The sequence below is a fragment of the Escherichia sp. MOD1-EC5990 genome (assembly GCF_002965285.1).
In the GTDB taxonomy this organism is placed as follows: domain Bacteria; phylum Pseudomonadota; class Gammaproteobacteria; order Enterobacterales; family Enterobacteriaceae; genus Escherichia; species Escherichia coli_F.
This window is the reverse complement of sequence record NZ_PTRV01000006.1, coordinates 243,261-264,044: the sequence shown is the minus strand read 5'-3', so window position 1 is coordinate 264,044 and position 20,784 is coordinate 243,261. Positions and strand designations below refer to the sequence as shown.

General features: G+C 49.7%; 20 protein-coding genes and 1 pseudogene. 4 read left to right on the top strand and 17 right to left on the bottom strand.

Going from position 1 to position 20,784, the window contains the following annotated elements; translation table 11 throughout:
• Positions 1-79 precede the first annotated feature (79 nt).
• A pseudogene (locus tag BEB42_RS10075) lies at positions 80-778 on the top strand (FAD-NAD(P)-binding protein); the annotation flags it as partial.
• A 5-nt stretch (positions 779-783) separates the two neighbouring features.
• Here the strand turns inward: BEB42_RS10075 and ydhT are convergent.
• From ydhT to fumD, 7 genes are all read right to left on the bottom strand, one after another.
• On the bottom strand, positions 784-1,599 hold the full coding sequence (ydhT, locus tag BEB42_RS10070) for a protein YdhT (RefSeq protein ID WP_000587547.1): 816 nt from the start codon (positions 1,597-1,599) through the stop codon (positions 784-786).
• Positions 1,600-1,602: 3 nt separating this feature from the next.
• Positions 1,603-2,388, bottom strand: a complete 786-nt coding sequence (phsC, locus tag BEB42_RS10065; protein WP_001070017.1) for a thiosulfate reductase cytochrome B subunit — start codon at positions 2,386-2,388, stop codon at positions 1,603-1,605.
• Positions 2,385-3,053, bottom strand: a complete 669-nt coding sequence (locus BEB42_RS10060) for a 4Fe-4S dicluster domain-containing protein (protein WP_050486602.1) — start codon at positions 3,051-3,053, stop codon at positions 2,385-2,387. Before BEB42_RS10060 ends, phsC begins: the two co-directional genes overlap by 4 nt.
• A gap of 63 nt (positions 3,054-3,116) precedes the next feature.
• Entirely contained in the window at positions 3,117-3,767 is a 651-nt protein-coding gene (locus tag BEB42_RS10055; protein WP_001353180.1) for a YdhW family putative oxidoreductase system protein, read from the bottom strand.
• Positions 3,768-3,779: 12 nt separating this feature from the next.
• On the bottom strand, positions 3,780-5,882 hold the full coding sequence (locus tag BEB42_RS10050; RefSeq protein WP_001273492.1) for an aldehyde ferredoxin oxidoreductase: 2,103 nt from the start codon (positions 5,880-5,882) through the stop codon (positions 3,780-3,782).
• Between the two features lie 20 nt (positions 5,883-5,902).
• Entirely contained in the window at positions 5,903-6,529 is a 627-nt protein-coding gene (locus BEB42_RS10045) for a ferredoxin-like protein (RefSeq protein WP_001070227.1), read from the bottom strand.
• A 455-nt stretch (positions 6,530-6,984) separates the two neighbouring features.
• On the bottom strand, positions 6,985-7,194 hold the full coding sequence (fumD, locus tag BEB42_RS10040; protein WP_000528341.1) for a fumarate hydratase FumD: 210 nt from the start codon (positions 7,192-7,194) through the stop codon (positions 6,985-6,987).
• A 354-nt stretch (positions 7,195-7,548) separates the two neighbouring features.
• Here fumD and ynhH point away from each other — a divergent pair, with 354 nt between their 5' ends.
• The 3 genes from ynhH (at position 7,549) to lpp (ending at position 9,710) form a co-directional block, all read left to right on the top strand.
• Positions 7,549-7,743 (top strand): protein YnhH, encoded by a 195-nt coding sequence (gene ynhH / locus BEB42_RS27005; RefSeq protein ID WP_240806354.1) that lies wholly within the window; start codon positions 7,549-7,551, stop codon positions 7,741-7,743.
• 7 nt (positions 7,744-7,750) lie between these two features.
• Positions 7,751-9,163 carry a pyruvate kinase PykF gene (pykF, locus tag BEB42_RS10035; protein WP_000751442.1) on the top strand — a complete coding sequence of 471 codons (1,413 nt, stop codon included), beginning with the start codon at positions 7,751-7,753 and terminating at the stop codon, positions 9,161-9,163.
• Positions 9,164-9,473: 310 nt separating this feature from the next.
• The gene (gene lpp, locus BEB42_RS10030) at positions 9,474-9,710 is read left to right on the top strand and encodes a murein lipoprotein Lpp (protein ID WP_000648420.1); all 237 of its coding nucleotides are present in this window, start codon (positions 9,474-9,476) and stop codon (positions 9,708-9,710) included.
• 62 nt (positions 9,711-9,772) lie between these two features.
• Here lpp and ldtE read toward each other — a convergent pair whose 3' ends face one another.
• The 10 genes from ldtE to ydiJ form a co-directional block, all read right to left on the bottom strand.
• The gene (gene ldtE / locus BEB42_RS10025) at positions 9,773-10,777 is read right to left on the bottom strand and encodes a L,D-transpeptidase LdtE (protein ID WP_000817100.1); all 1,005 of its coding nucleotides are present in this window, start codon (positions 10,775-10,777) and stop codon (positions 9,773-9,775) included.
• Between the two features lie 148 nt (positions 10,778-10,925).
• The gene (gene sufE / locus BEB42_RS10020) at positions 10,926-11,342 is read right to left on the bottom strand and encodes a cysteine desulfuration protein SufE (RefSeq protein WP_000279728.1); all 417 of its coding nucleotides are present in this window, start codon (positions 11,340-11,342) and stop codon (positions 10,926-10,928) included.
• 12 nt (positions 11,343-11,354) lie between these two features.
• Positions 11,355-12,575 (bottom strand): cysteine desulfurase SufS, encoded by a 1,221-nt coding sequence (gene sufS, locus BEB42_RS10015; RefSeq protein ID WP_000144591.1) that lies wholly within the window; start codon positions 12,573-12,575, stop codon positions 11,355-11,357.
• A complete protein-coding gene (gene sufD, locus BEB42_RS10010; protein ID WP_000907947.1) occupies positions 12,572-13,843 on the bottom strand; it encodes a Fe-S cluster assembly protein SufD in 1,272 nt (423 codons plus the stop codon). The genes sufS and sufD overlap by 4 nt, the downstream gene beginning before the upstream one ends.
• Positions 13,818-14,564 (bottom strand): Fe-S cluster assembly ATPase SufC, encoded by a 747-nt coding sequence (sufC, locus tag BEB42_RS10005; RefSeq protein WP_000948888.1) that lies wholly within the window; start codon positions 14,562-14,564, stop codon positions 13,818-13,820. Before sufC ends, sufD begins: the two co-directional genes overlap by 26 nt.
• Before the next feature lie 9 nt (positions 14,565-14,573).
• Positions 14,574-16,061 (bottom strand): Fe-S cluster assembly protein SufB, encoded by a 1,488-nt coding sequence (gene sufB / locus BEB42_RS10000; protein WP_001308677.1) that lies wholly within the window; start codon positions 16,059-16,061, stop codon positions 14,574-14,576.
• 8 nt (positions 16,062-16,069) lie between these two features.
• Entirely contained in the window at positions 16,070-16,438 is a 369-nt protein-coding gene (gene sufA / locus BEB42_RS09995; RefSeq protein WP_000367171.1) for a Fe-S cluster assembly scaffold SufA, read from the bottom strand.
• 548 nt (positions 16,439-16,986) lie between these two features.
• A complete protein-coding gene (locus BEB42_RS09990) occupies positions 16,987-17,175 on the bottom strand; it encodes a YdiH family protein (protein ID WP_001296104.1) in 189 nt (62 codons plus the stop codon).
• 99 nt (positions 17,176-17,274) lie between these two features.
• Positions 17,275-17,685 carry a 1,4-dihydroxy-2-naphthoyl-CoA hydrolase gene (menI, locus tag BEB42_RS09985; protein ID WP_000637986.1) on the bottom strand — a complete coding sequence of 137 codons (411 nt, stop codon included), beginning with the start codon at positions 17,683-17,685 and terminating at the stop codon, positions 17,275-17,277.
• Positions 17,682-20,738 carry a D-2-hydroxyglutarate dehydrogenase YdiJ gene (gene ydiJ, locus BEB42_RS09980; protein WP_000613019.1) on the bottom strand — a complete coding sequence of 1,019 codons (3,057 nt, stop codon included), beginning with the start codon at positions 20,736-20,738 and terminating at the stop codon, positions 17,682-17,684. Before ydiJ ends, menI begins: the two co-directional genes overlap by 4 nt.
• Between the last annotated feature and the right edge of the window lie 46 nt (positions 20,739-20,784).

Here is a 20,784-nt window from a genome sequence, read left to right as displayed (position 1 = left end):
TCCATAAATTAACCTTCATTTGATGCTGGATTGAACATATCAAAATCAGGCAATTACACAAATCTATGTACAGGCTCCCTTAGAGAGCCTGAATGTCGATTCCTTTGCTCAAGCCTGGTTTGCCGAGCGCAAACAACGCGACCCATTCGACTGGGCAGAAAAAAATCTCCAGGAAGTCGAACGCAATAAACGAGAAAAACATACTGTTCCCTGGCGTTATGTCATTCTGCGCCTGCATGAAGCCGTACAGGAAATTGTTCCTCATCTGAATGAACACGACCATAAACGGTTCAGTAAAGGCCTTGCCCGGGTTTTCATCGATAATTATGCGGCAATCCCTTCAGAGTCTATTCGTCGACTACTGGCCTTACGTGAAGCGGGAATCATTCATATTCTCGCCCTCGGTGAAGACTACGAAATGGAAATTAATGAGTCGCGCACCGTCCTGAAAACGGAAAACAATAGCTACTCGTTTGACGTTTTTATTGATGCCCGCGGGCAGCGTCCGCTCAAAGTGAAAGACATTCCTTTCCCAGGGCTACGCGAACAATTACAGAAAACAGGCGATGAAATCCCGGATGTTGGCGAAGATTATACGCTACAGCAACCCGAAGAAATTCGTGGGCGCGTAGCGTTCGGCGCGTTGCCCTGGTTGATGCACGACCGGCCATTCGTACAGGGACTTACGGCATGTGCAGAAATTGGTGAGGCGATGGCTCAGGCGGTCGTAAAGCCTGCATCCCGTGCTCGTCGGCGTCTTTCGTTTGATCAAATGTAAAGCTATCAGCACTCAACAAACTGATGCTGTTCATTAAGGCGATAGCGGACTCCGGCTCGAATATTGTTTTCACCTTCAATGGCGACGGCGAAGCGAACTCTTTCGCCGTCATGATATGCCAGTGCGGCGCTTCCCCCTGGCCCGAGAATAATTGAGTCGACCACGCCCGTGCTCACTATTGTTGAATCTTCACCGCTGGCAATGATGTGTACATTGTCGCCGCTGTTGGCAATTCTGGCGTTTGCGCCAAAGCTGGCGATTTGCACCAGGTCACCATTACTGGCGACATGACACCGTTCACCCAATGTGCAAACGCGTACTCGCATTCCGGTATTCGCAATCCGACTACTATCTCCAGCGCTGCTTATCCGCGAAGAATTACCGGTTACAGCAACCCGTGCGCGTTCACCGGAGCTGCCAATGTGACTGTTAAAGCCGACACTTCCAATCCGCACGCTATAACCCATACTGGCAATTTGCGCGGCATACCCAGCAGTTGCGATTCTGGCATTATCCTCACAACAGCCGATGCGAGCATGATCGTCGCTGCGGGCAAACTGACTGCAAAATGGTCTCTCTCCTCCGGGATCTATGGCCAGTTTTTGCATAGAAGAAACTTCCTGATGCGCGAAGTTTTCATCCGCCAGCCATTTTTTCCACGCATACTCAACCAGACTCTCCGCCCAGTCCGTATATCCTTCCTCAATAAGTGCATGATGAATATCGGCATAACTACCGCCGCGTGGGAAATGGCGCAGGAACCAGCGATACATCACCGCTCCGATACGCCATTCTCGCAGGTCTGCTCGTGTAATGATCATTCGTTAGTGCCGGTGATAGCCATCGACCATGCTTTTAAAGGTTTCGTGTGGCGTACGCCCCGTGGTGCAAAGATAAAGATGACCGAAGATAAAAAAGAGGCTTATAAATGCCAGAGCAAAATGCGCCTGAAATAACCAGTATCTTACGCCAGGAAACACATCTCCCACGGCTTGCGGATAGAGACACAGCAGCCCCGTCAATAGTAACAACGGCAGCAATCCATACATGACACCAACATAGGCGACCTGCTGTAAGGGATTAAATTTAGACTGTGTTGTTGCCGGGAAAGGATGTTCTTCCCCCTGCATAATGCCAAACAAATAAAATCGCGTTTGTTTTGCCGCTCGCTCCAGCCAACCCTGACGACGAATGCGATAGTGGTGACCATTACCCCCAACGGCATTGATCAGAACAAAGCCGAGCCAGCATGCCAGTAACAAAAATCCGCAAACTTCATGCACCGCAACCAGACTTTTAACCGCAGTTGCTCCCACCAGCGCAAAGTGATTTATCAGCCCACTTGCCAGCAACAATACAAAGAGTAACGCATTCGACCAGTGCCATAATCTGACCGCTTTGCTGTAAAGATAAATCTTCTCACCATGATCGGTGGCTGATTTCTTCACGCCACGAGCACGAAGCAAGGCATGCAGCCCCAGCACCAACCACATCCCAACCAGCAATAGTCCGGCAATGATCAACCACACCGGCCAAAATTCGGGAGTGAACTGTGGCACATAGTTCACCAACTGGCTCTGAAACTGTTCAGCATGTTGCGACGGGTTCATACATTTTCCTTTTTAATCAAATGTTGACCGAATCGGCGATACAGATGCGGTTTCCCGGCACCAGGTAGCTGATATTGATAATATTTATTTTCTTGCAACCACGCTTGAATTTCTGGGCTATCTTCGCGACCAAAGATCAATGCATGTTCCGGGCAGGCGCTAACGCAAATGGGCGGAAAGCCTTTTGCTAGTCGGGACTCAGCGCAGAAATCACATTTATCTGCCACTTTAGTGACAGGGTTAAGGTAGCGAACCTGATACGGGCAAGCGCCAATGCAATAACTGCAGCCGATGCACTGCGATTTTTCTACCCGCACGATCCCCTGCATATCACGCCATGACGCTCCTGTTGGGCAAACGTCGATGCAAGGAGCATCTTCACAGTGCTGGCATGACTGGCGAAAAAAGTGATACTGCGTTTCGTTGTCGTTATCGGTGACCGGTATGTGTGCTATCGATAAACGGCTTCCCTGAGCGGGGACGTGGTTAGTTTTACGGCATGCGCGGGCGCAAATATTACAGCCATTGCACCGTGACTCGTCATGAATCATGGCATACCGAACTTCCTTTTCTTGCCTCGTGTTCGCTAACAGAGAAGACGCAGAACCAGTAAAAAAGATTACTGTTCCCATCCCCAGAACAAATTTGCGTCGAGTGAAGGACATCTGATTATCCCCTAATGCAGTGGCTGCTAATGTCCACCCTATCCATGACATCTCCCTGAAATTTCAGGGGTTCTGAAACTGCTCTACCTCGAACCATTCGCATAAGCCATAAGCTTTGCCATAGGTCATAAATCGCTCGCTAAACAAGTACAACACCGCCGTCGATGACTCCACCTGCCGTATATCGGCATATTCAGGTGCAACATCCATCGCGGCGATCGCGGCTTCAATCTGCGCTTCCTGGAAGTAATATGGCGCTTGCATCAGCATGGCGACTTTGTAAGGACGAGGATACGTCTGGCACTCAAAACGAACGGCGTGTGCAATAGCGCGACAAATGTCCTGCTCCACAACTTGCAAAGACATCGCCGCGTAGTTTTCACTCATGGCCTGCGTTGAGTAATAGTAATCATCCTGGCTTCCCGTCATACACGCGATATCCGCGTAGTCTCCGTTCTGCTTAATGTTTTCCAGCAAAACTGACAGTTCCTCTTCTGCAACCGAATAGGGTGGCGAGAGAAACACGGCGCGCGCCACCAGCTGCCCAGCCGCAGAATGCTGGCGAATGAACTCTGCCAGGATTTCAGCAGGTTCTGGTTCTGTGATGTCTTCAATTACCGTATCAACGGGGTGGCGCATCCCCTGCAACCATTGCCGCTTCGCCTCGTCAATTTCGCTGATTTCCGCTAACGGCAAGACATCCTGATGGTTCATCTCACCCATTCCTTACGCAGGCAGTAGATTGTGTGCTGCCAGATCGGCGGCAATATCTTCCAGCCCCAGACGCTGCAATGTTTCGCGGGTCGGACAACCAAGCTGTGGGTCCCAGCCCATTTCTTTGTAGAACATCGTGAGCGAAGCATGCATATCGTCACGATCCATTTTGTCAGTACCTTCAGTAAAGACCGGGATCTGCGGATCCTTGTCGAATACCCAGGAACAGATAAGATCGTGTTCATTACGCATATCTTTGGTTTTCATCAGTTTTACCGTGTAGGCGCGATGCAACGTAAAGATACGCTCTGCAGCTAAATCTAATTTTTCCTGAGTCATATCTTCGCCAGTGATCGCTTTGAAGAATTTGGCTTCAAGCGCCAGATCGCCCCGATAATTACGGCTTTTCAGCGGCGAAACGGTCATTGGCCAGACCCAGTTGCACAGGGTGACGGCGTTATGCAAACAGACCCGCAACAGCGACCACTTAGCATATTTAATTTTTGCGTCATTGATTGGCGTGTAGTTTTTGGTTTCATCGTAAGCATCTTCAGAACCAAAAAGCTCTTTCGCCACTTCACGTTGCAGTTTCAATGGCAAACCGGAACCAATGAAGTTGATATGGGTATGCGTCATGCAGTCACGGTTGAACATACAGTTAACAATGGAGCCGACCTGCGCTGACGCTTCATTGGCGTGGTGAACTGGATAGCCAAACGGCGACCAGAGTTTATTTTTCGCGTAGCCCCAGTACTCTTCACCCAAATTCCAGCGTTCTGCGATAGCATATGAACCATCAGCCAGGTGACTCAGCTCACCCACACGATGCGCCAGACGGTAGTAAAAATCTTTAATGAAGTTAACGTCACCCGCTTCCAGTTGATCCCAGCGAATTTCCGCATACTCTTCAGCAGGCAGAACACGCTTGAACACCCCTTTGCTGTAACAATAGGTAAAGTCGCGATGCAGCTGACCATAGTTACACCATAGGCCGTAGTCATCGAACAGATTCAAACCAACCAGGTTACCAATCACACGACCATCGTCTTTATCTTCAAAATCTTTCGGACCGTTCGGGAAGATGGTGGTATGGACAAAGTTTGCAACACAAGTGTTACCACCTGTGCTGGGCACGCCAAACTCTTTCACCCGAGGAATATTCATTTGGGTCATACAACGGATCGGGCAAGAGTGGCAGCCGCTCATTTTTACTGTGTATTTCTCTGCCGCCGGACCTAAATCAAAAACGGATTTATAGGTACGAAAGCCGACCGTGTTCTGATTACCTGGCGGAATTTCACCCGTTTCAATCGGACCGCCTTCTGCCGCGCCCCAAAACAGCCCTTTACGAGCTGTCCAACGTGATTTGGGATCTGAGTACTCTGCCCACGATTGCGGCGTACTTGGCACGACATGGTTATTATTCGCACCGATAAGCTCGGTCATCATGTAATCGTTGAGACGCTTCATCTCCTGACGATCGGCAATGTTGACCCCTTTCGTCCCTTCCACCGCAATCGCTTTCAGGTTTTTCGAACCCATTATTGCGCCAGTTCCCGCACCACCGCTGTGGTTACGGCTATTCAACATGCCAGAGAGAGGAACAAGGTTTTCCCCAGCCTGACCAATAGCCGCCACACAGGTTTCAGGGCTGGTCAATCGACAAATCTCTTCCGTAGTTGCGCGCGTCCCTTTTCCCCATAAGAAATCGGCTTTTTCCAGGCTAACTTTGTCATCTTTAATATTCAGCCATACCGGTGCTTTCGCTTTCCCTTCGATAATAATGACGTCGTATCCAGCGAATTTCATTTGCGCTGCAAAAAAGCCCCCCATATGGGCATCGACGACTAAATTTCCTTTGGTAAAAGTAGAAAGTGAGGTGATATTTACGCGAGAACTGCAGGGGGCACCAGATCCAGTTAATGGGCCGGTAGCAAAGACTAATTTATTCGCTTCATCGAAAGGTTTCGTGCCTGGCGGTACTTCGTCATACATAATTTTGTAGCCGAAGCCCATACCACCGACAAAACTTTTAAACTTACTGGAATCTTCGAGGGTAATATTTCCTGTCGTGAGATTGACTCTTAATATATTACCTGTCCAACCGTTAGCCATAATTTTTTCCTTTGCAAGATTCACACAGTAATATCTTTCCACTCGATAATTTTTAACGCCCCTGTTGGGCAGGCGTTTGCGCATTCACCGCATAACACACATTTCGAGGATTTTTTACTTTCGGTATTTACGGTGGCCATCATCCACGGGCATGCCGTTGTACAGGCGCTACAACCAATACAACGTTTATGATCGACGGTAATACAGCCTTCTTCCTGTTGCCAGGTAATCGCACCAATCGGGCAGACATTCATGCATTGCGGTTCTTTGCATTGACGGCAGGTGTCCGCGGTATAGTTGAGATCGCCATATAGGCCGCCACCAGAGCCAACCCCGTTATCGCCAAAGAAATAATTGCGATGGATTTTGATACGGGAGAAGAATGTCCCTACTGAGCCATCGTTGAAGTTGGTACAAGAGATTTCACAGCGGTGGCAACCCGTGCATCGCGCACGTTGGGTCACCAGCACCCCTTTGGGTGTATTTATCAACCCTACTGTGCCGCTATCAATATCTTCCTGTTTGCAACCCAAAAGTGACAGTAACGCAGGGGCAATTGTTAGACCAGCAAGGCCTTTTCCTGATATACGCAAGAATTCTAATCGCGTTAAGCCAATATCTAATAGTGGACGATCAACCGGGTTCATTTATTTCGCATCCTCTTCGCAAACACAGTGCTGACAATTCAGCAGCCTGATATTAAGCATTCAACTAATACGCTGCTGACTCTGTCCCCAACACCAGATATTTTCCCTAACCCGATAGTGTATGAGAAAAGATTTAACGCTGATAAACTAATCCTTTATGGTTAGGAGAAAAAATAATGTGATTATTCTGAGTTCTTAACATTGATCGTTATCAATTAAAAACACAAAGAAAAAAAATATAAGTGAAGTGATATTTATTATCATTTGATATGAATTTAACTGATCCGACAATTATTTGTGACTTTCATTACAGATAATAAAAATAACATTAGCGCTATAAATTAAAATACATACCGAAATTTGTATAATTTCAGCAGTTGTTATTTAGAATGATTAACTGGACTGCAACTGAACTAAGAATATCAGGATGAAGCTTACCGCCTCATCCTGAATGGTCATTTAACCAGTGCGTTAATGACGGTTTCCATCGCATGCTTTTCCAGCTCACTGCGCTGAATGCGTTTATTGGCTAATGCTGTACGTAATACGCCTGCGATAACAATATGCTTTGGTTCCTGCCCCAGATCGCGCATTTCCAGCACAACTTTACCGACAACTCTGCACATTTCTCGGTACAGTTCATCCTCTTTTGTCCGGTTTCCCATTCTTTATACCTATTTATCATGCCAACTATCAGCATATATCAATCTAACCAATTAAACAAAAACCAAACAAAATCAGACAAATAACGCGATAAATTATTTTCACTGTAGCAATTGAGCGATGATGTATTTATACACCGGATGAACTCTCACTTATCCTCACACTGACAACCCAGGCACCAGACGTTGCGCAAACAACGAGGTTTTTGCGTAACCCTTTCCCTGTAACGTTAAATCTTTGATAACAATTTATTGTCTTACAAGTTGTATATTTTTTGAAACGCTGTTTTTGTTTTCCTTTTGGATTAATTTCAGCGTATAATGCGCGCCAATTGACTCTTGAATGGTTTCAGCACTTTGGACTGTAGAACTCAACGACTCAAAAACAGGCACTCACGTTGGGCTGAGACACAAGCACACATTCCTCTGCACGCTTTTTCGATGTCACCTATCCTTAGAGCGAGGCACCACCACTTTCGTAATACCGGATTCGCTTTCCGGCAGTGCGCCCAGAAAGCAAGTTTCTCCCATCCTTCTCAACTTAAAGACTAAGACTGTCATGAAAAAGACCAAAATTGTTTGCACCATCGGACCGAAAACCGAATCTGAAGAGATGTTAGCTAAAATGCTGGACGCTGGCATGAACGTTATGCGTCTGAACTTCTCTCATGGTGACTATGCAGAACACGGTCAGCGCATTCAGAATCTGCGCAACGTGATGAGCAAAACCGGTAAAACTGCCGCTATCCTGCTTGATACCAAAGGTCCAGAAATCCGCACTATGAAACTGGAAGGCGGTAACGACGTTTCTCTGAAAGCCGGTCAGACCTTTACTTTCACCACTGATAAATCTGTTATCGGCAACAGCGAAATGGTTGCGGTAACGTATGAAGGTTTCACTACCGACCTGTCTGTTGGCAACACCGTACTGGTTGACGATGGTCTGATCGGTATGGAAGTTACCGCTATTGAAGGTAACAAAGTTATCTGTAAAGTACTGAACAACGGCGACCTGGGCGAAAACAAAGGTGTGAACCTGCCGGGTGTTTCCATTGCCCTGCCAGCACTGGCTGAAAAAGACAAACAAGACCTGATCTTCGGTTGCGAACAAGGCGTAGACTTTGTTGCTGCCTCCTTTATTCGTAAGCGTTCTGACGTTATCGAAATCCGTGAGCATCTGAAAGCACACGGTGGTGAAAACATCCAAATCATCTCCAAAATCGAAAACCAGGAAGGCCTGAACAACTTCGACGAAATCCTCGAAGCCTCCGACGGCATCATGGTTGCGCGTGGCGACCTGGGCGTTGAGATCCCGGTTGAAGAAGTTATCTTCGCCCAGAAGATGATGATCGAAAAATGTATCCGTGCACGTAAAGTCGTTATCACTGCGACCCAGATGCTCGATTCAATGATCAAAAACCCACGCCCGACTCGCGCAGAAGCCGGTGACGTTGCGAACGCCATCCTCGACGGTACTGACGCAGTAATGCTGTCTGGTGAATCCGCAAAAGGTAAATACCCGTTGGAAGCAGTTTCTATCATGGCGACCATCTGCGAACGTACCGACCGCGTTATGAACAGCCGTCTCGAGTTCAACAATGACAACCGTAAACTGCGCATTACCGAAGCAGTATGCCGTGGCGCGGTTGAAACTGCTGAAAAACTGGATGCTCCGCTGATCGTGGTTGCTACCCAGGGCGGTAAATCTGCTCGTGCAGTACGTAAATACTTCCCGGATGCCACCATCCTGGCACTGACCACCAACGAAAAAACGGCTCATCAGTTGGTACTGAGCAAAGGCGTTGTGCCGCAGCTGGTTAAAGAAATCACTTCTACTGATGATTTCTACCGTCTGGGTAAAGAACTGGCTCTGCAGAGCGGTCTGGCACACAAAGGTGACGTCGTAGTTATGGTTTCTGGTGCACTGGTACCGAGCGGCACTACTAACACCGCATCTGTTCACGTCCTGTAATATTGCTTTTGTGAATTAATTTGTATATCGAAGCGCCCTGATGGGCGCTTTTTTTATTTAATCGATAACCAGAAGCAATAAAAAATCAAATCGGATTTCGCTATATAATCCCACTTTATCTAAGATGAATCCGATGGAAGCATCCTGTTTTCTCTCAATTTTTTTATCTAAAACCCAGCGTTCGATGCTTCTTTGAGCGAACGATCAAAAATAAGTGCCTTCCCATCAAAAAAATATTCTCAACATAAAAAACTTTGTGTAATACTTGTAACGCTACATGGAGATTAACTCAATCTAGAGGGTATTAATAATGAAAGCTACTAAACTGGTACTGGGCGCGGTAATCCTGGGTTCTACTCTGCTGGCAGGTTGCTCCAGCAACGCTAAAATCGATCAGCTGTCTTCTGACGTTCAGACTCTGAACGCTAAAGTTGACCAGCTGAGCAACGACGTGAACGCAATGCGTTCCGACGTTCAGGCTGCTAAAGATGACGCAGCTCGTGCTAACCAGCGTCTGGACAACATGGCTACTAAATACCGCAAGTAATAGTACCTGTGAAGTGAAAAATGGCGCACATTGTGCGCCATTTTTTTGCCTGCCATTTACCGCTACTGCGTCGCGCGTAACATATTCCCTTGCTCTGGTTCACCATTCTGCGCTGAATCTACTGAAGGCGCATTGCTGGCTACAGGCGTTGCGCCAGTGCTCACGGCAACTGGATACCCTGCCCGACGATACAACGCTTTATCGACTAACTTCTGGTCTACAGCCTTATTATCTTTAAATTGCGTGAAGCCTGCTGGCAGTGTGTAAGGCATTGTCTGAACGTTCTGCTGTTCTTCTGCTGATAGTGGTCGATGTACTTCCACATAACGCATCCCGTTCGGTTCCACGGAATATTTCACCGGTTCGTTGATCACTTTCACCGGCGTTCCCGTCCGCACGCTGGAGAACAAGGCTTTAATATCCGGTGCATTCATGCGAATACACCCTGAACTGACACGCAAACCGACGCTGTCCGGCGCACTGGTGCCATGAATGAGGTATTCGCCATTACCATGCGCGAGGCGCAGTGCGTAACGTCCTAGCGGGTTATTTGGCCCGGCAGGAACGACTGGCGGTAATTTAATGCCACGCTCCAGCGAACGCTGACGAATGCCCGCCGTTGGCGTCCAGGTTGGATTAGGGATTTTCTGCCCCACACGCGTTTCCATCACCGGCGTTTCCAGCCCCTGCAATCCAATACCTATCGGATAGACCTGCACGATATTTTCTCCCGGCGGATAATAATAAAGGCGCAGCTCTGCAAGGTTAACGATAATCCCCTGACGCGGCGCATCAGGCAATAACAATTGCGAAGGAATCGTTATCGTCGTACCGGGTTTTGGCACCGGAGCGATAGTGTTATTGGCTTCAAGTATCAACATTGCCGCAGTATCAAAACGTCGGGCGATGGCCTGAAGGTTTTTATCCCCTTCTTGCACCGTATACGTTTGATTTTGCCCAACCAGTCGGCTTCCGGTTGGTGGTAGCGGATAATCAACCGCCCAGGCAGCCTGGATGGCGCTAAAAGCGCCGATAAGCGTGAGTGTAAGCAAAGACGCGCGTTTCATTGTAAACCTCCTGTATTTGCCGGAGACTCACGCTGAAACGTCGGATGGCGCTTATGTTCACCTGAAACCAAAACACTCCTGTGCAGGCCAGTGTAAACATTGACCACCCGGCAATGTGAGTCCACCGGATGAAAGCTGTCCCTTTAGTTTAGCTAAGTGCAGCGGCTTTGGCGCGAATTGCGCTAATCATCGCTTCCAGACCTTGTGAGCGTGATGGGGTGAGATGTTGGGTGAGCGCCATTTTTTCAAACCACGGGCGCACATCGAAATTGACAATATCCTGCGGTGTCATTTGATCGTAAAGAATAAAGACGACCGCAATAAGCCCTTTCACAATGGCCGCATCGCTGTCGCCCTGTAATTCAATAATTCCCTGCGCATTTTGACGCATCACAATCCATACCTGACTCTGGCAGCCCTGGATGCTATTTTGCGGGCTTCTGTCTTCGTCGTGTAATTCTGGCAGACGCTGGCCCAGCTCAATAATGTAGAGATATTTCTCTTCCCAATTGGCGCAGCGTAAAAAATTACGCAGCAATTTTTCTTTATCCGGCAATACAGCCATAGTGCCTCCCTGTTATCCCAGCAAACGATGAATACGTTGCAATCCGGTCACCAGACGATCAACTTCTTCATGGGTGTTATACATGGCCAGCGACGCCCGACACATAGCAGGGACGTTGTAATAGGCCATTAATGGCATAGCGCAGTGATGTCCGGTACGCACAGCAATGCCGTAGTTATCGAGAAAACTGCCAACATCATAGGCGTGGTGTTTACCAAGATTAAAAGCAATAACGCCAAGTCTGTTCTGGGGACCATAGAGAGTGAGATCCGGTACAGATTCCAGCTGTGATAGCGCGTAGTGCATCAGATTCTGTTCATACTCGGCTATATTATTAAGCCCCAGCCCCGAAACATACTCGAGTGCCGCGCCAAGACCAATGATGCCTCCGGTATTGGGTGTGCCGGCTTCAAACCGCCACGGTGCTTTAGTCCAGGTAGTCCCTTCACTCAGGCTGACGGTGGCGATCATAGAACCGCCCCCTTCCCACGGCGGCATCTCCTGCAACAAGGCTTCTTTGACATAAAGAATGCCAATTCCAGTGGGGCCATACAGTTTATGCCCGGAGAACACGTAAAAATCGCAATCTAGCGCCTGAACGTCCACCGGATGATGCATCACCGCCTGAGCGCCATCCACCAGTACTTTTGCGCCATGTTGATGCGCAAGCGTGATCATCTCCACCAGCGGATTTTCTGTCCCAAGCACGTTGGAGACATGGGTAATTGCCAGCAGGCGAGTTTTCTCATCAAACAGCGTAGGCAGCGTCTCCAGTTGCAGCGTACCGTCGGGGTTGAGAGGGATCACACGCAGCTCTGCGCCAACGCGTGCACAAAGCATCTGCCAGGGGACAATGTTAGCGTGGTGCTCCATCTGACTGATGATGATGTTATCGCCCGCCCGCACATTGCTGTTGCCCCAGCTATTGGCGACCAGATTGATCCCTTCCGTCGTGCCGCGGACGAACACCAGCTCTTCCGCCGAACGGGCGTTGATAAACAACGATGCCCGCTTGCGCACGTTCTCCATTTTCTCGGTCGCCTGGGCGCTTAAGGTATGAATACCGCGATGCACCGCCGCGTAGCCATGACGATAAAACTCGGCCTCGGCGTCAATCACCTGGCTTGGTTTCTGCGCACTGGCGGCGCTGTCGAGATAAGCCAGCGGCAAACCGTTTACCTCACGAGAAAGCACCGGAAAGTCGGCCCGCACTTTGTCGACGGAAAAAGTCATCTTGCACCTCCTGGCAGTCGTTGACCGATTCGGGCCAGCACCTGCTGTTTAAGCCCCTCATCACGCAGTGCTTCCGTCAGTTCGGCAGCAAAGGCGTAAATGATCATCTGCTGGGCATCCTGCTGATTGATCCCACGCGAGCGCAGATAGAACATCTGTTCATCATCAATACGCCCCACCGTCGCGCCGTGGCTGCATTTCACATCATCTGCATAGATTTCCAGCTGCGGTTTCGTATCCACTTCTGCCAATTTGCCCATCAGCAAATTATTGTTGGTCATCTGACCATCCGTTTTGATGGCGTGCTGCGCGACGTTGATCAAACCGTTAAATACCGCGCGGCCTTTGTCGCTGACGATAGTTTTGTGCAACTGTCGGCTGTTACAAAAACCTTTATTGTGTTCCAGCCAGGTGCGGGTATCACACACTTCATTTTTCACCGGCATCGCCAGGCTATTGATCCGCAGCGTGCTGTTTTCGCCATTGAGTTGCGTACTGGTGTTGTGTCGTAATACTGCGCCACCCAGCAGGAAACTGTGGCTAAATGCAGTGGCATCGTCAGCCAGCAACAAATCGTTATGGGCAAAGTGGTGACTGACCGGGTTTTCAAACGCCAGCTTGATATGCTGCAAGTGGGCGTTCGCTGCGACATTGATGGTAAAGCGCGCTCCGGTGAAATGACGAGCATCATTAAGGCTGACAAAATGTTCGATCACCGTCGCTTCGGCACCTTCCGCCAGATCCAGATGATGTCGGTAATGGGCAGTGTTCACCTCTTCACCTGCCACACCCTGGGTGATATGCATTAACAGCAATGGCTTTGCCGGTCGTTGACCGCGCTTCACGGCGATATGCGTCACGCTTTGCGCCAGGCTTTCCGTTAAATGCAGAAACACTTCCGCCTGAATAGCGTCGGGTAACCCCTGGCGGTCATCGTTAATGCTCACTTCATATCCGCTGCCTTCAGTTGCATCGCTCAGCGCGGGCACGTAACGTCCATCGACAAACACCAGCCGCACAGCGTCTAACGTTAACGCTAAGGCATCTCGCTGCTGTGGGGATATCTCTCCCGCAATGCTGACAAACTGGCTATTGGTCAGCCCTTCCAGCGGCGTATATTTCCAGTGCTCATGTTTGCGTGTCGGCAGTCCGGTACGCAGCAATTGTTGTAAATGCTGCTGTGCTTGCGGGGAGCGTTTCGCTCCGTCAGCTTCAAACAAGTGATGCCACTGTTGCAGCGCGTTACTGCTGTTCGGTAAGCCAGCCATAACCCTGCTCCTCCAGTTGTTTGACCAACGTGAAATCGCCGGATTTCACAATTCGTCCCTGATACAGCACATGGACGTAATCAGGTTTGATGTAGTCGAGAATGCGTTGGTAGTGCGTAACAATGATGAATGAACGCTTGCCGTCACGCAGCGAGTTCACGCCATCGGCAACCACTTTTAATGCGTCAATATCCAGCCCGGAGTCCGACTCATCAAGAATGCATAACTCCGGTTCCAACACCGCCATTTGCAAAATATCGTTGCGCTTTTTCTCGCCGCCGGAAAAACCAACGTTTACCGAACGGGTTAATAAATCCTCCGGCATCTTCAGGAGAGCGATTTTCTCTTCCATCAAATCCTGAAAATCAAAGCGGTCGAGCGTTTCCTGGCCGCGATAGCTGCGCACCGCATTAAGTGCCGTTTGCAGGAAAAACTGGTTACTGACGCCGGGAATTTCCACCGGATACTGGAAGGCCATAAAGATGCCTTCACCTGCACGATCTTCCGGCGACAGCGCAAGCAAATCTTTGCCTTTAAACTCAACCGTGCCAGCCGTCACTTCATAATCTTCGCGTCCGGCAAGCGTTGCCGATAAGGTACTTTTGCCAGAACCGTTTGGCCCCATAATGGCGTGAACTTCGCCGGGACGAACGTCGAGGCTTAATCCGCGCAGGATAGTTTTATCTTCCACGCTGACGTGTAAATCTTTAATACTTAACATGTTTATTCCTTATCCGACGCTGTGTTCAAGACTGATGGCGAGGAGTTTTTGTGCTTCAACGGCAAATTCCAGCGGCAGTTCCGAGAACACGTCTTTGCAAAAGCCGTTAACAATCATCGAGATGGCGTCTTCTTCGCTGATCCCGCGTTGCAGGCAGTAAAACAGTTGATCTTCACCAATACGTGATGTCGTTGCCTCGTGCTCCAGTTGCGCGCTGTTATTGCGACATTCGACATACGGGAAAGTATGCGCCCCACAATTAGCGCCTATCAGCATTGAGTCGCACTGGGTGAAGTTACGTGCATTGGTTGCCGTCGGCATGATTTTCACTAAGCCGCGATAACTGTTCTGGCTGTGTCCGGCTGAGATCCCTTTAGAGATGATGGTCGATTTGGTGTTTTTACCAATATGGATCATCTTGGTGCCGGTATCCGCCTGCTGATGACCGCTGGTCAGTGCCACTGAGTAAAACTCACCGATGGAGTTATCGCCGCGCAAAATGCAACTGGGATATTTCCACGTAATCGCTGACCCGGTTTCTGATTGCGTCCATGACATTTTGCTGTTTTCGCCTTCGCACAACGCACGCTTGGTGACGAAGTTGAGAATACCGCCGGTGTTGTTATCGCCAGGGAACCAGTTTTGTACCGTGGAGTATTTCACCTCGGCGTTTTTATGGATGATGACTTCCACCACCGCCGCGTGTAACTGATAGCTGTCACGCACCGGAGCGGAACAGCCTTCAATGTAGCTGACGTAGCTGTCTTCGTCGGCCACCAGAATGGTGCGCTCAAACTGCCCGGTTTTTTCCGCGTTAATGCGAAAATAGGTGGAAAGTTCCATCGGGCAGCGCACGCCTTTAGGCACATAAATAAACGTACCGTCAGAGGCTACCGCCGCATTAAGCGCGGCAAAGAAGTTGTCATTCCCCGGCACCACGGTGCCGAGATATTTACGCACCAGTTCCGGGTGATCGTGGATCGCCTCACCAAAGGAACAGAAAATAATTCCCTGCTCCGCCAGTTTTTCGCGATAAGTGGTGGCAACCGAAACAGAGTCGAAAATGGCATCCACCGCCACCTCTTTGCCTTCCCGCACGGGAACGCCCAACTGCTCAAACGCCGCCTCCACCTCTTTACTTAAAAAGGCGTTCGCGCCAGTTTGCTGCACCGCACCGGGTTCAGACGCGCAGTTGTCGTCACAATTACCGCACGATGGTGCTGAGTAGTAGCTGTAATCCTGATAATTCAGCTTGTCGTAGTGCGCTTTCAACCAGTGCGGTTCTTCCATCTCCAGCCATGCGCGATAGGCGTTGAGACGAAATTCCAGCATCCACTCCGGCTCATTACGCTTCGCCGAAATTGCGCGCACCACCTCTTCGTTTATCCCCTTTGCCAGCTCATCGGTGGCTAACTGGGTGAAGAATCCTTCTTTATAATTCAGCGGGCCGCCGGTCCAGGTTTTGACATCGTCAGTTGCTTCAGTATTACGAGACATAGTACCGCCTATACCCCAAAGCTTTCGCCACAGCCACATTCATTCTGGGCTTTAGGGTTGTGAAATTTGAATATCTGATTAAGTCCTTCACGAACGAAATCGACTTCCGTGCCATCAATAAACGGCATCGCTTGCAGCGGGACAAACAGCTTCGCGCCGTCGTGTTCAAACAGCAGATCGTCTTTGTCTGGCTCGCTAACACTGTCGAGCACATAGCCAAAGCCCGCGCAGCCCGTTTGCTTCACGCCTAAGCGCACGCCTACCATACCCGGCTGCTTTGCCACCAGCTCACGGATGTGGACCGCGGCAGCAGGTGTCAGCGTTAAGCCCTGCCAGGCGAAATCCTGTGGATTAAAGGTTCCTGAATGCATGTCCATCGATTTACCTCACTTCATCGCTTTCAGCGTATAACAGCATGTTAGTGATAATGATTATCAGTTCAACCCAGCAAACGCAGGGGCTTTACCGTAAAACATGCTTTTTGCCTGCTTTTAATAAGCATAGACCCTGATGTGTGGGTTAACAGGCACGCTAAGAATTAGGTATCTCATTGTTAGATAATGATTATTATCTAAGGAGCATTAAGGCTGTGATGAAAAAGAAAAAGTTGTATTGAAAATGACTATTTAAGAGATAGGTAAAAAATTGCAGCGTTCAGAAATAAGAAAACCCTTAAGTCTGTGCATCACAGGCTTAAGGGTTTCTACCCCATCCGGCGCTTATCTCCGGCACTCACAGTGGCTTAGCTCTTGAAGGGGCGATAAGAATAGTCTCATAAAGCTAAGCCGCTGTTTTAGCACAAACTGCGATTTGTATTATTTTTGAACGTTATCAGGCGGGTAGATAAGCAGTATTAAGAAGGCCCTCGAACCTGGACGAAGATTAATCCAGGCCGATTTGGCGAACTCGCGGCATTACGTCAGGATCAATGCACGCCCAAACGCCAGGCAAAGTAGATTTCTTCTTTTAATTCAGCAGAAGAGAGAGTAAGCAGGTCAGCAAATTCAAGTTCTAATTGTTTCAGACGTTTGAGATATTGGGCAGGTGAAAGATTGCTCTGGTCACGGCGTAAAAATTCAATGGCCAGCTGGGTGGGATCAAGTTGAGTAGACATAGCATCCTCGCTTTTAGACAAGACCTGCACAGTATACCACCGTTTACTGTGCAGATAATGACCAAAAGCAATATGCGTCACACTTTTCTGGTGACAACGTCACAAAATGGCGGTCGTTAATCGTGACGAACAGCACAAACGCCCTTTCTCATCGAAGATTTCAATCTGCCAGACCTGGTGACGCGAACCGAGATGCAACGGTTTGCATACGCCGCGCACCCGCCCTTCTCGTGCCGAGCGGACGTGGTTAGCATTGATTTCCAGACCAACCACCTTTTGCTCACCTTCGGTACATAAATAACCGGCAACGGAACCGATACTTTCGGCTAGCACCACAGACGCGCCTCCATGCAGCAACCCGAAAGGCTGCTTTGTCCGCGAGTCTACTGGCATTGTCGCTTCAAGGGTGTCATCACCAATATGTTCAAAGCGAATATCCAGTAACCCCACCATGTTTCCTTCACCCATGGCATTCAGTGCTTCCAGGGTGATTTTTCGTTTCCATATCATTTAATAATCTCCAGTAAAGCCTGCACAGGATGGCGTACCCCCGTGCCTTCAACCCGTTTGACCTGACTACGGCAGGAATATCCGGTCGCCAGACAGCGGTTACGCGGCAGTCGCTGCATCACCTGATGCCAGGATAACTCATAGATCCCGAGCGAATTTTTATGGTTTTTCGCTTCATGTCCGTAAGTCCCTGCCATGCCGCAGCAACCCACGCTGACATTTTCCAGTTTCGCGCCAAAACGGGCAAATATCGCAGCCCATTGTGCTGGCGCGCCCGGCAAAGCGGTAACCTCGGTACAGTGACCAAAGAAATACCATGATTCACCGCTGACTGTAGCCACTGGCTGTGACTCAAGTATGCTTGCCAACCATTCATTCGCCAGTAAGACCTTAAACTCGCCACGCTCCTCGCCCAGAGCCAGTTTATATTCATCGCGATAACAAAGTACCAGCGCTGGATCGACGCCCACCATTGGCATTCCCAATTTCGCCATTCGGTTGAGAAAATCCGCCGTTTTTTTCGCCGTCTTCGCAAAACGATTAAGAAAGCCTTTGATATGCTGGGCTTTGCCATTCGGCGAAAATGGCAGTAACACGGGCTGGAAACCTAATTTTTCGACCAGACGGACAAAATCCGCCACCACTTGCGCATCGTAATAGCTGGTAAAGGGGTCCTGCACCACCAACACCGTGCGCGCTTTCTGCTCTGCATTGAGAGCTTCAAGCTGTTCCAGCGTCATGTTTGCCGAGCGATGCCCCACCATTTGTTGTTGCAGCGAGGGGACCGACAGCAGCGGCAAATCAACCATGCCAATATGTTTTTCCGAGAGTTTGCGCACCAGCGGCTGGTTAATGAAGAAGTTAAAGGTTTTCGGCGCGCGTGCCATCAGCGGCGCGTAGCTCTCAACCGTTGCCACCAAATGGTCACGTAATGGGCGTAAATAACGTGTGTGATAGAGCTGCAGGAAACGAGAGCGAAACTCCGGCACATCAATTTTGATGGGGCACTGGGTCGAACAAGCTTTACAGGCCAGACAGCCCGACATCGCCTCTTTGACTTCGTGTGAGAAGTCATATTCGCCTTTATTCGCATGCCAGCTATTGCGCGTGCGGGCAATTAACGTCCGCAAACTGACGCCGGATTCAGGCAGTTCTTGTTCCAGTTTGAGTGGGTCAACGCCGCGATCTGCCAACAAACGCAGCCACTCACGCACCAGCGTTGCGCGTCCTTTCGGTGAATGAATCCGGTTCTGGGTGATCTTCATCGACGGGCACATCGGACTGCGGGCATCAAAGTTGAAGCATAAACCGTTGCCATTACACTCCATTGCCCCGCGCCACTGCTGGCGTACCGCGATGGGGATCTGTCGATCATATGTGCCACGCTTCACCGCGTCCACTTTCATCATAGGCGCGTCGATACCTTCCGGTGGGCAAATTTTCCCTGGGTTGAGCCGGTTTTGTGGATCAAATGCCGCTTTGACTTTACGTAATTCGCCGTAAAGTTCCTCACCGAAAAACGCCGGGCTGTATTCGGCACGAAAACCTTTACCGTGTTCGCCCCACAACAAACCACCGTATTTCGCAGTCAACGCCACTACATCATCAGAGATTTGCTTCATCAAAATCTCTTGTTGTGGATCGCACATATCCAGCGCCGGACGGACGTGCAAGACACCTGCATCGACGTGACCGAACATACCGTAGCTTAAGCCGTGGCTGTCGAGCAGCGCGCGAAATTCAGCAATATAATCGGCCAGATGTTCCGGCGGTACGCAGGTATCCTCAGCAAACGGAATTGGCTTAGCGGCACCTTTGGCATTGCCAAGCAGACCAACGGCTTTTTTGCGCATCGCATAGATACGTTCAACACCCGCCAGTTCGCGGCACACCTGCCAGCCAATCACACCTGCCTGTTGGCTGGCAATCAGTTCATCCAACCGCGCACAGAGTGCATTTACCCGCTCATCAATCAGCGTCTCATCATCACCAGCAAATTCCACAATGTTCAGCCCGAGCATTTCTTTGTCAGGCACATCGGTAATCAACTCGCTGACGGAATGCCAGACAATATCTTCCCGCGCCAGATTCAGCACTTTTGAGTCCACCGTCTCTACCGAAAGCGCCCTCGCCTCAACCATAAACGGCGCGTTACGCAGCGCGGAGTCAAAAGAGTCATATTTGACGTTCACCAGACGGCGCACTTTAGGCAAGGGCGTAATATCCAGCCGCGCTTCGGTAATGAAGGCCAGCGTCCCTTCTGAACCCGTCAGAATGCGCGTCAGGTCGAACTCGGTCATCTCATCGTTAAAGACATGACGCAGATCGTAACCGGTAAGAAAGCGGTTAAGTTTGGGGAAGTTGTTGATGATTAACTGGCGTTGCTGACGGCAACGTTGATAAACCGTGTTATAAATTCGCCCGATTGCGGTATTGGTTTTACCCAGCGTTTCTGCCAGTTCGACGGGTAAGGGTTGCGTATCGAGAATATCGCCCCCCAACAACACCGCGCGTACGCCAAGTACGTGATCTGACGTTTTGCCATAGACCAGCGATCCCTGACCGGATGCATCGGTATTGATCATCCCGCCGAGCGTTGCCCGGTTGCTGGTCGAAAGCTCCGGCGCAAAAAAGTAGCCGAACGGTTTCAGGTACTGATTGAGTTGATCTTTTATCACCCCGGCCTCAACGCGCACCCAGCCCTCTTCAGGGTTAATTTCGATGATGCGGTTCATATGGCGGGACATATCAACAATAATCCCCTGGTTGAGCGCCTGACCGTTAGTGCCGGTGCCGCCGCCGCGGGGGGTAAAGATCAGCGATGAATAGCGTTCCTGCGCGGCAAGACGAGCGATCAGCGCCACATCTGCGGTCGAACGCGGAAATACCACTGCATCGGGGAGAAGTTGGTAAATACTGTTGTCGGTCGACATTGTCAGACGATCGGCATAACTTGTCGCCGTATCGCCAGTAAAACCCTGTTGCTCCAGCTCTTGCAAAAAATTAAGCACCAATTGAACGACGCCGGGTGCCTGGGAAATCTGTGGAATCATTATATTGACCCTTTCCTGCGGTCTGTGATGTAGATCGATACACTGT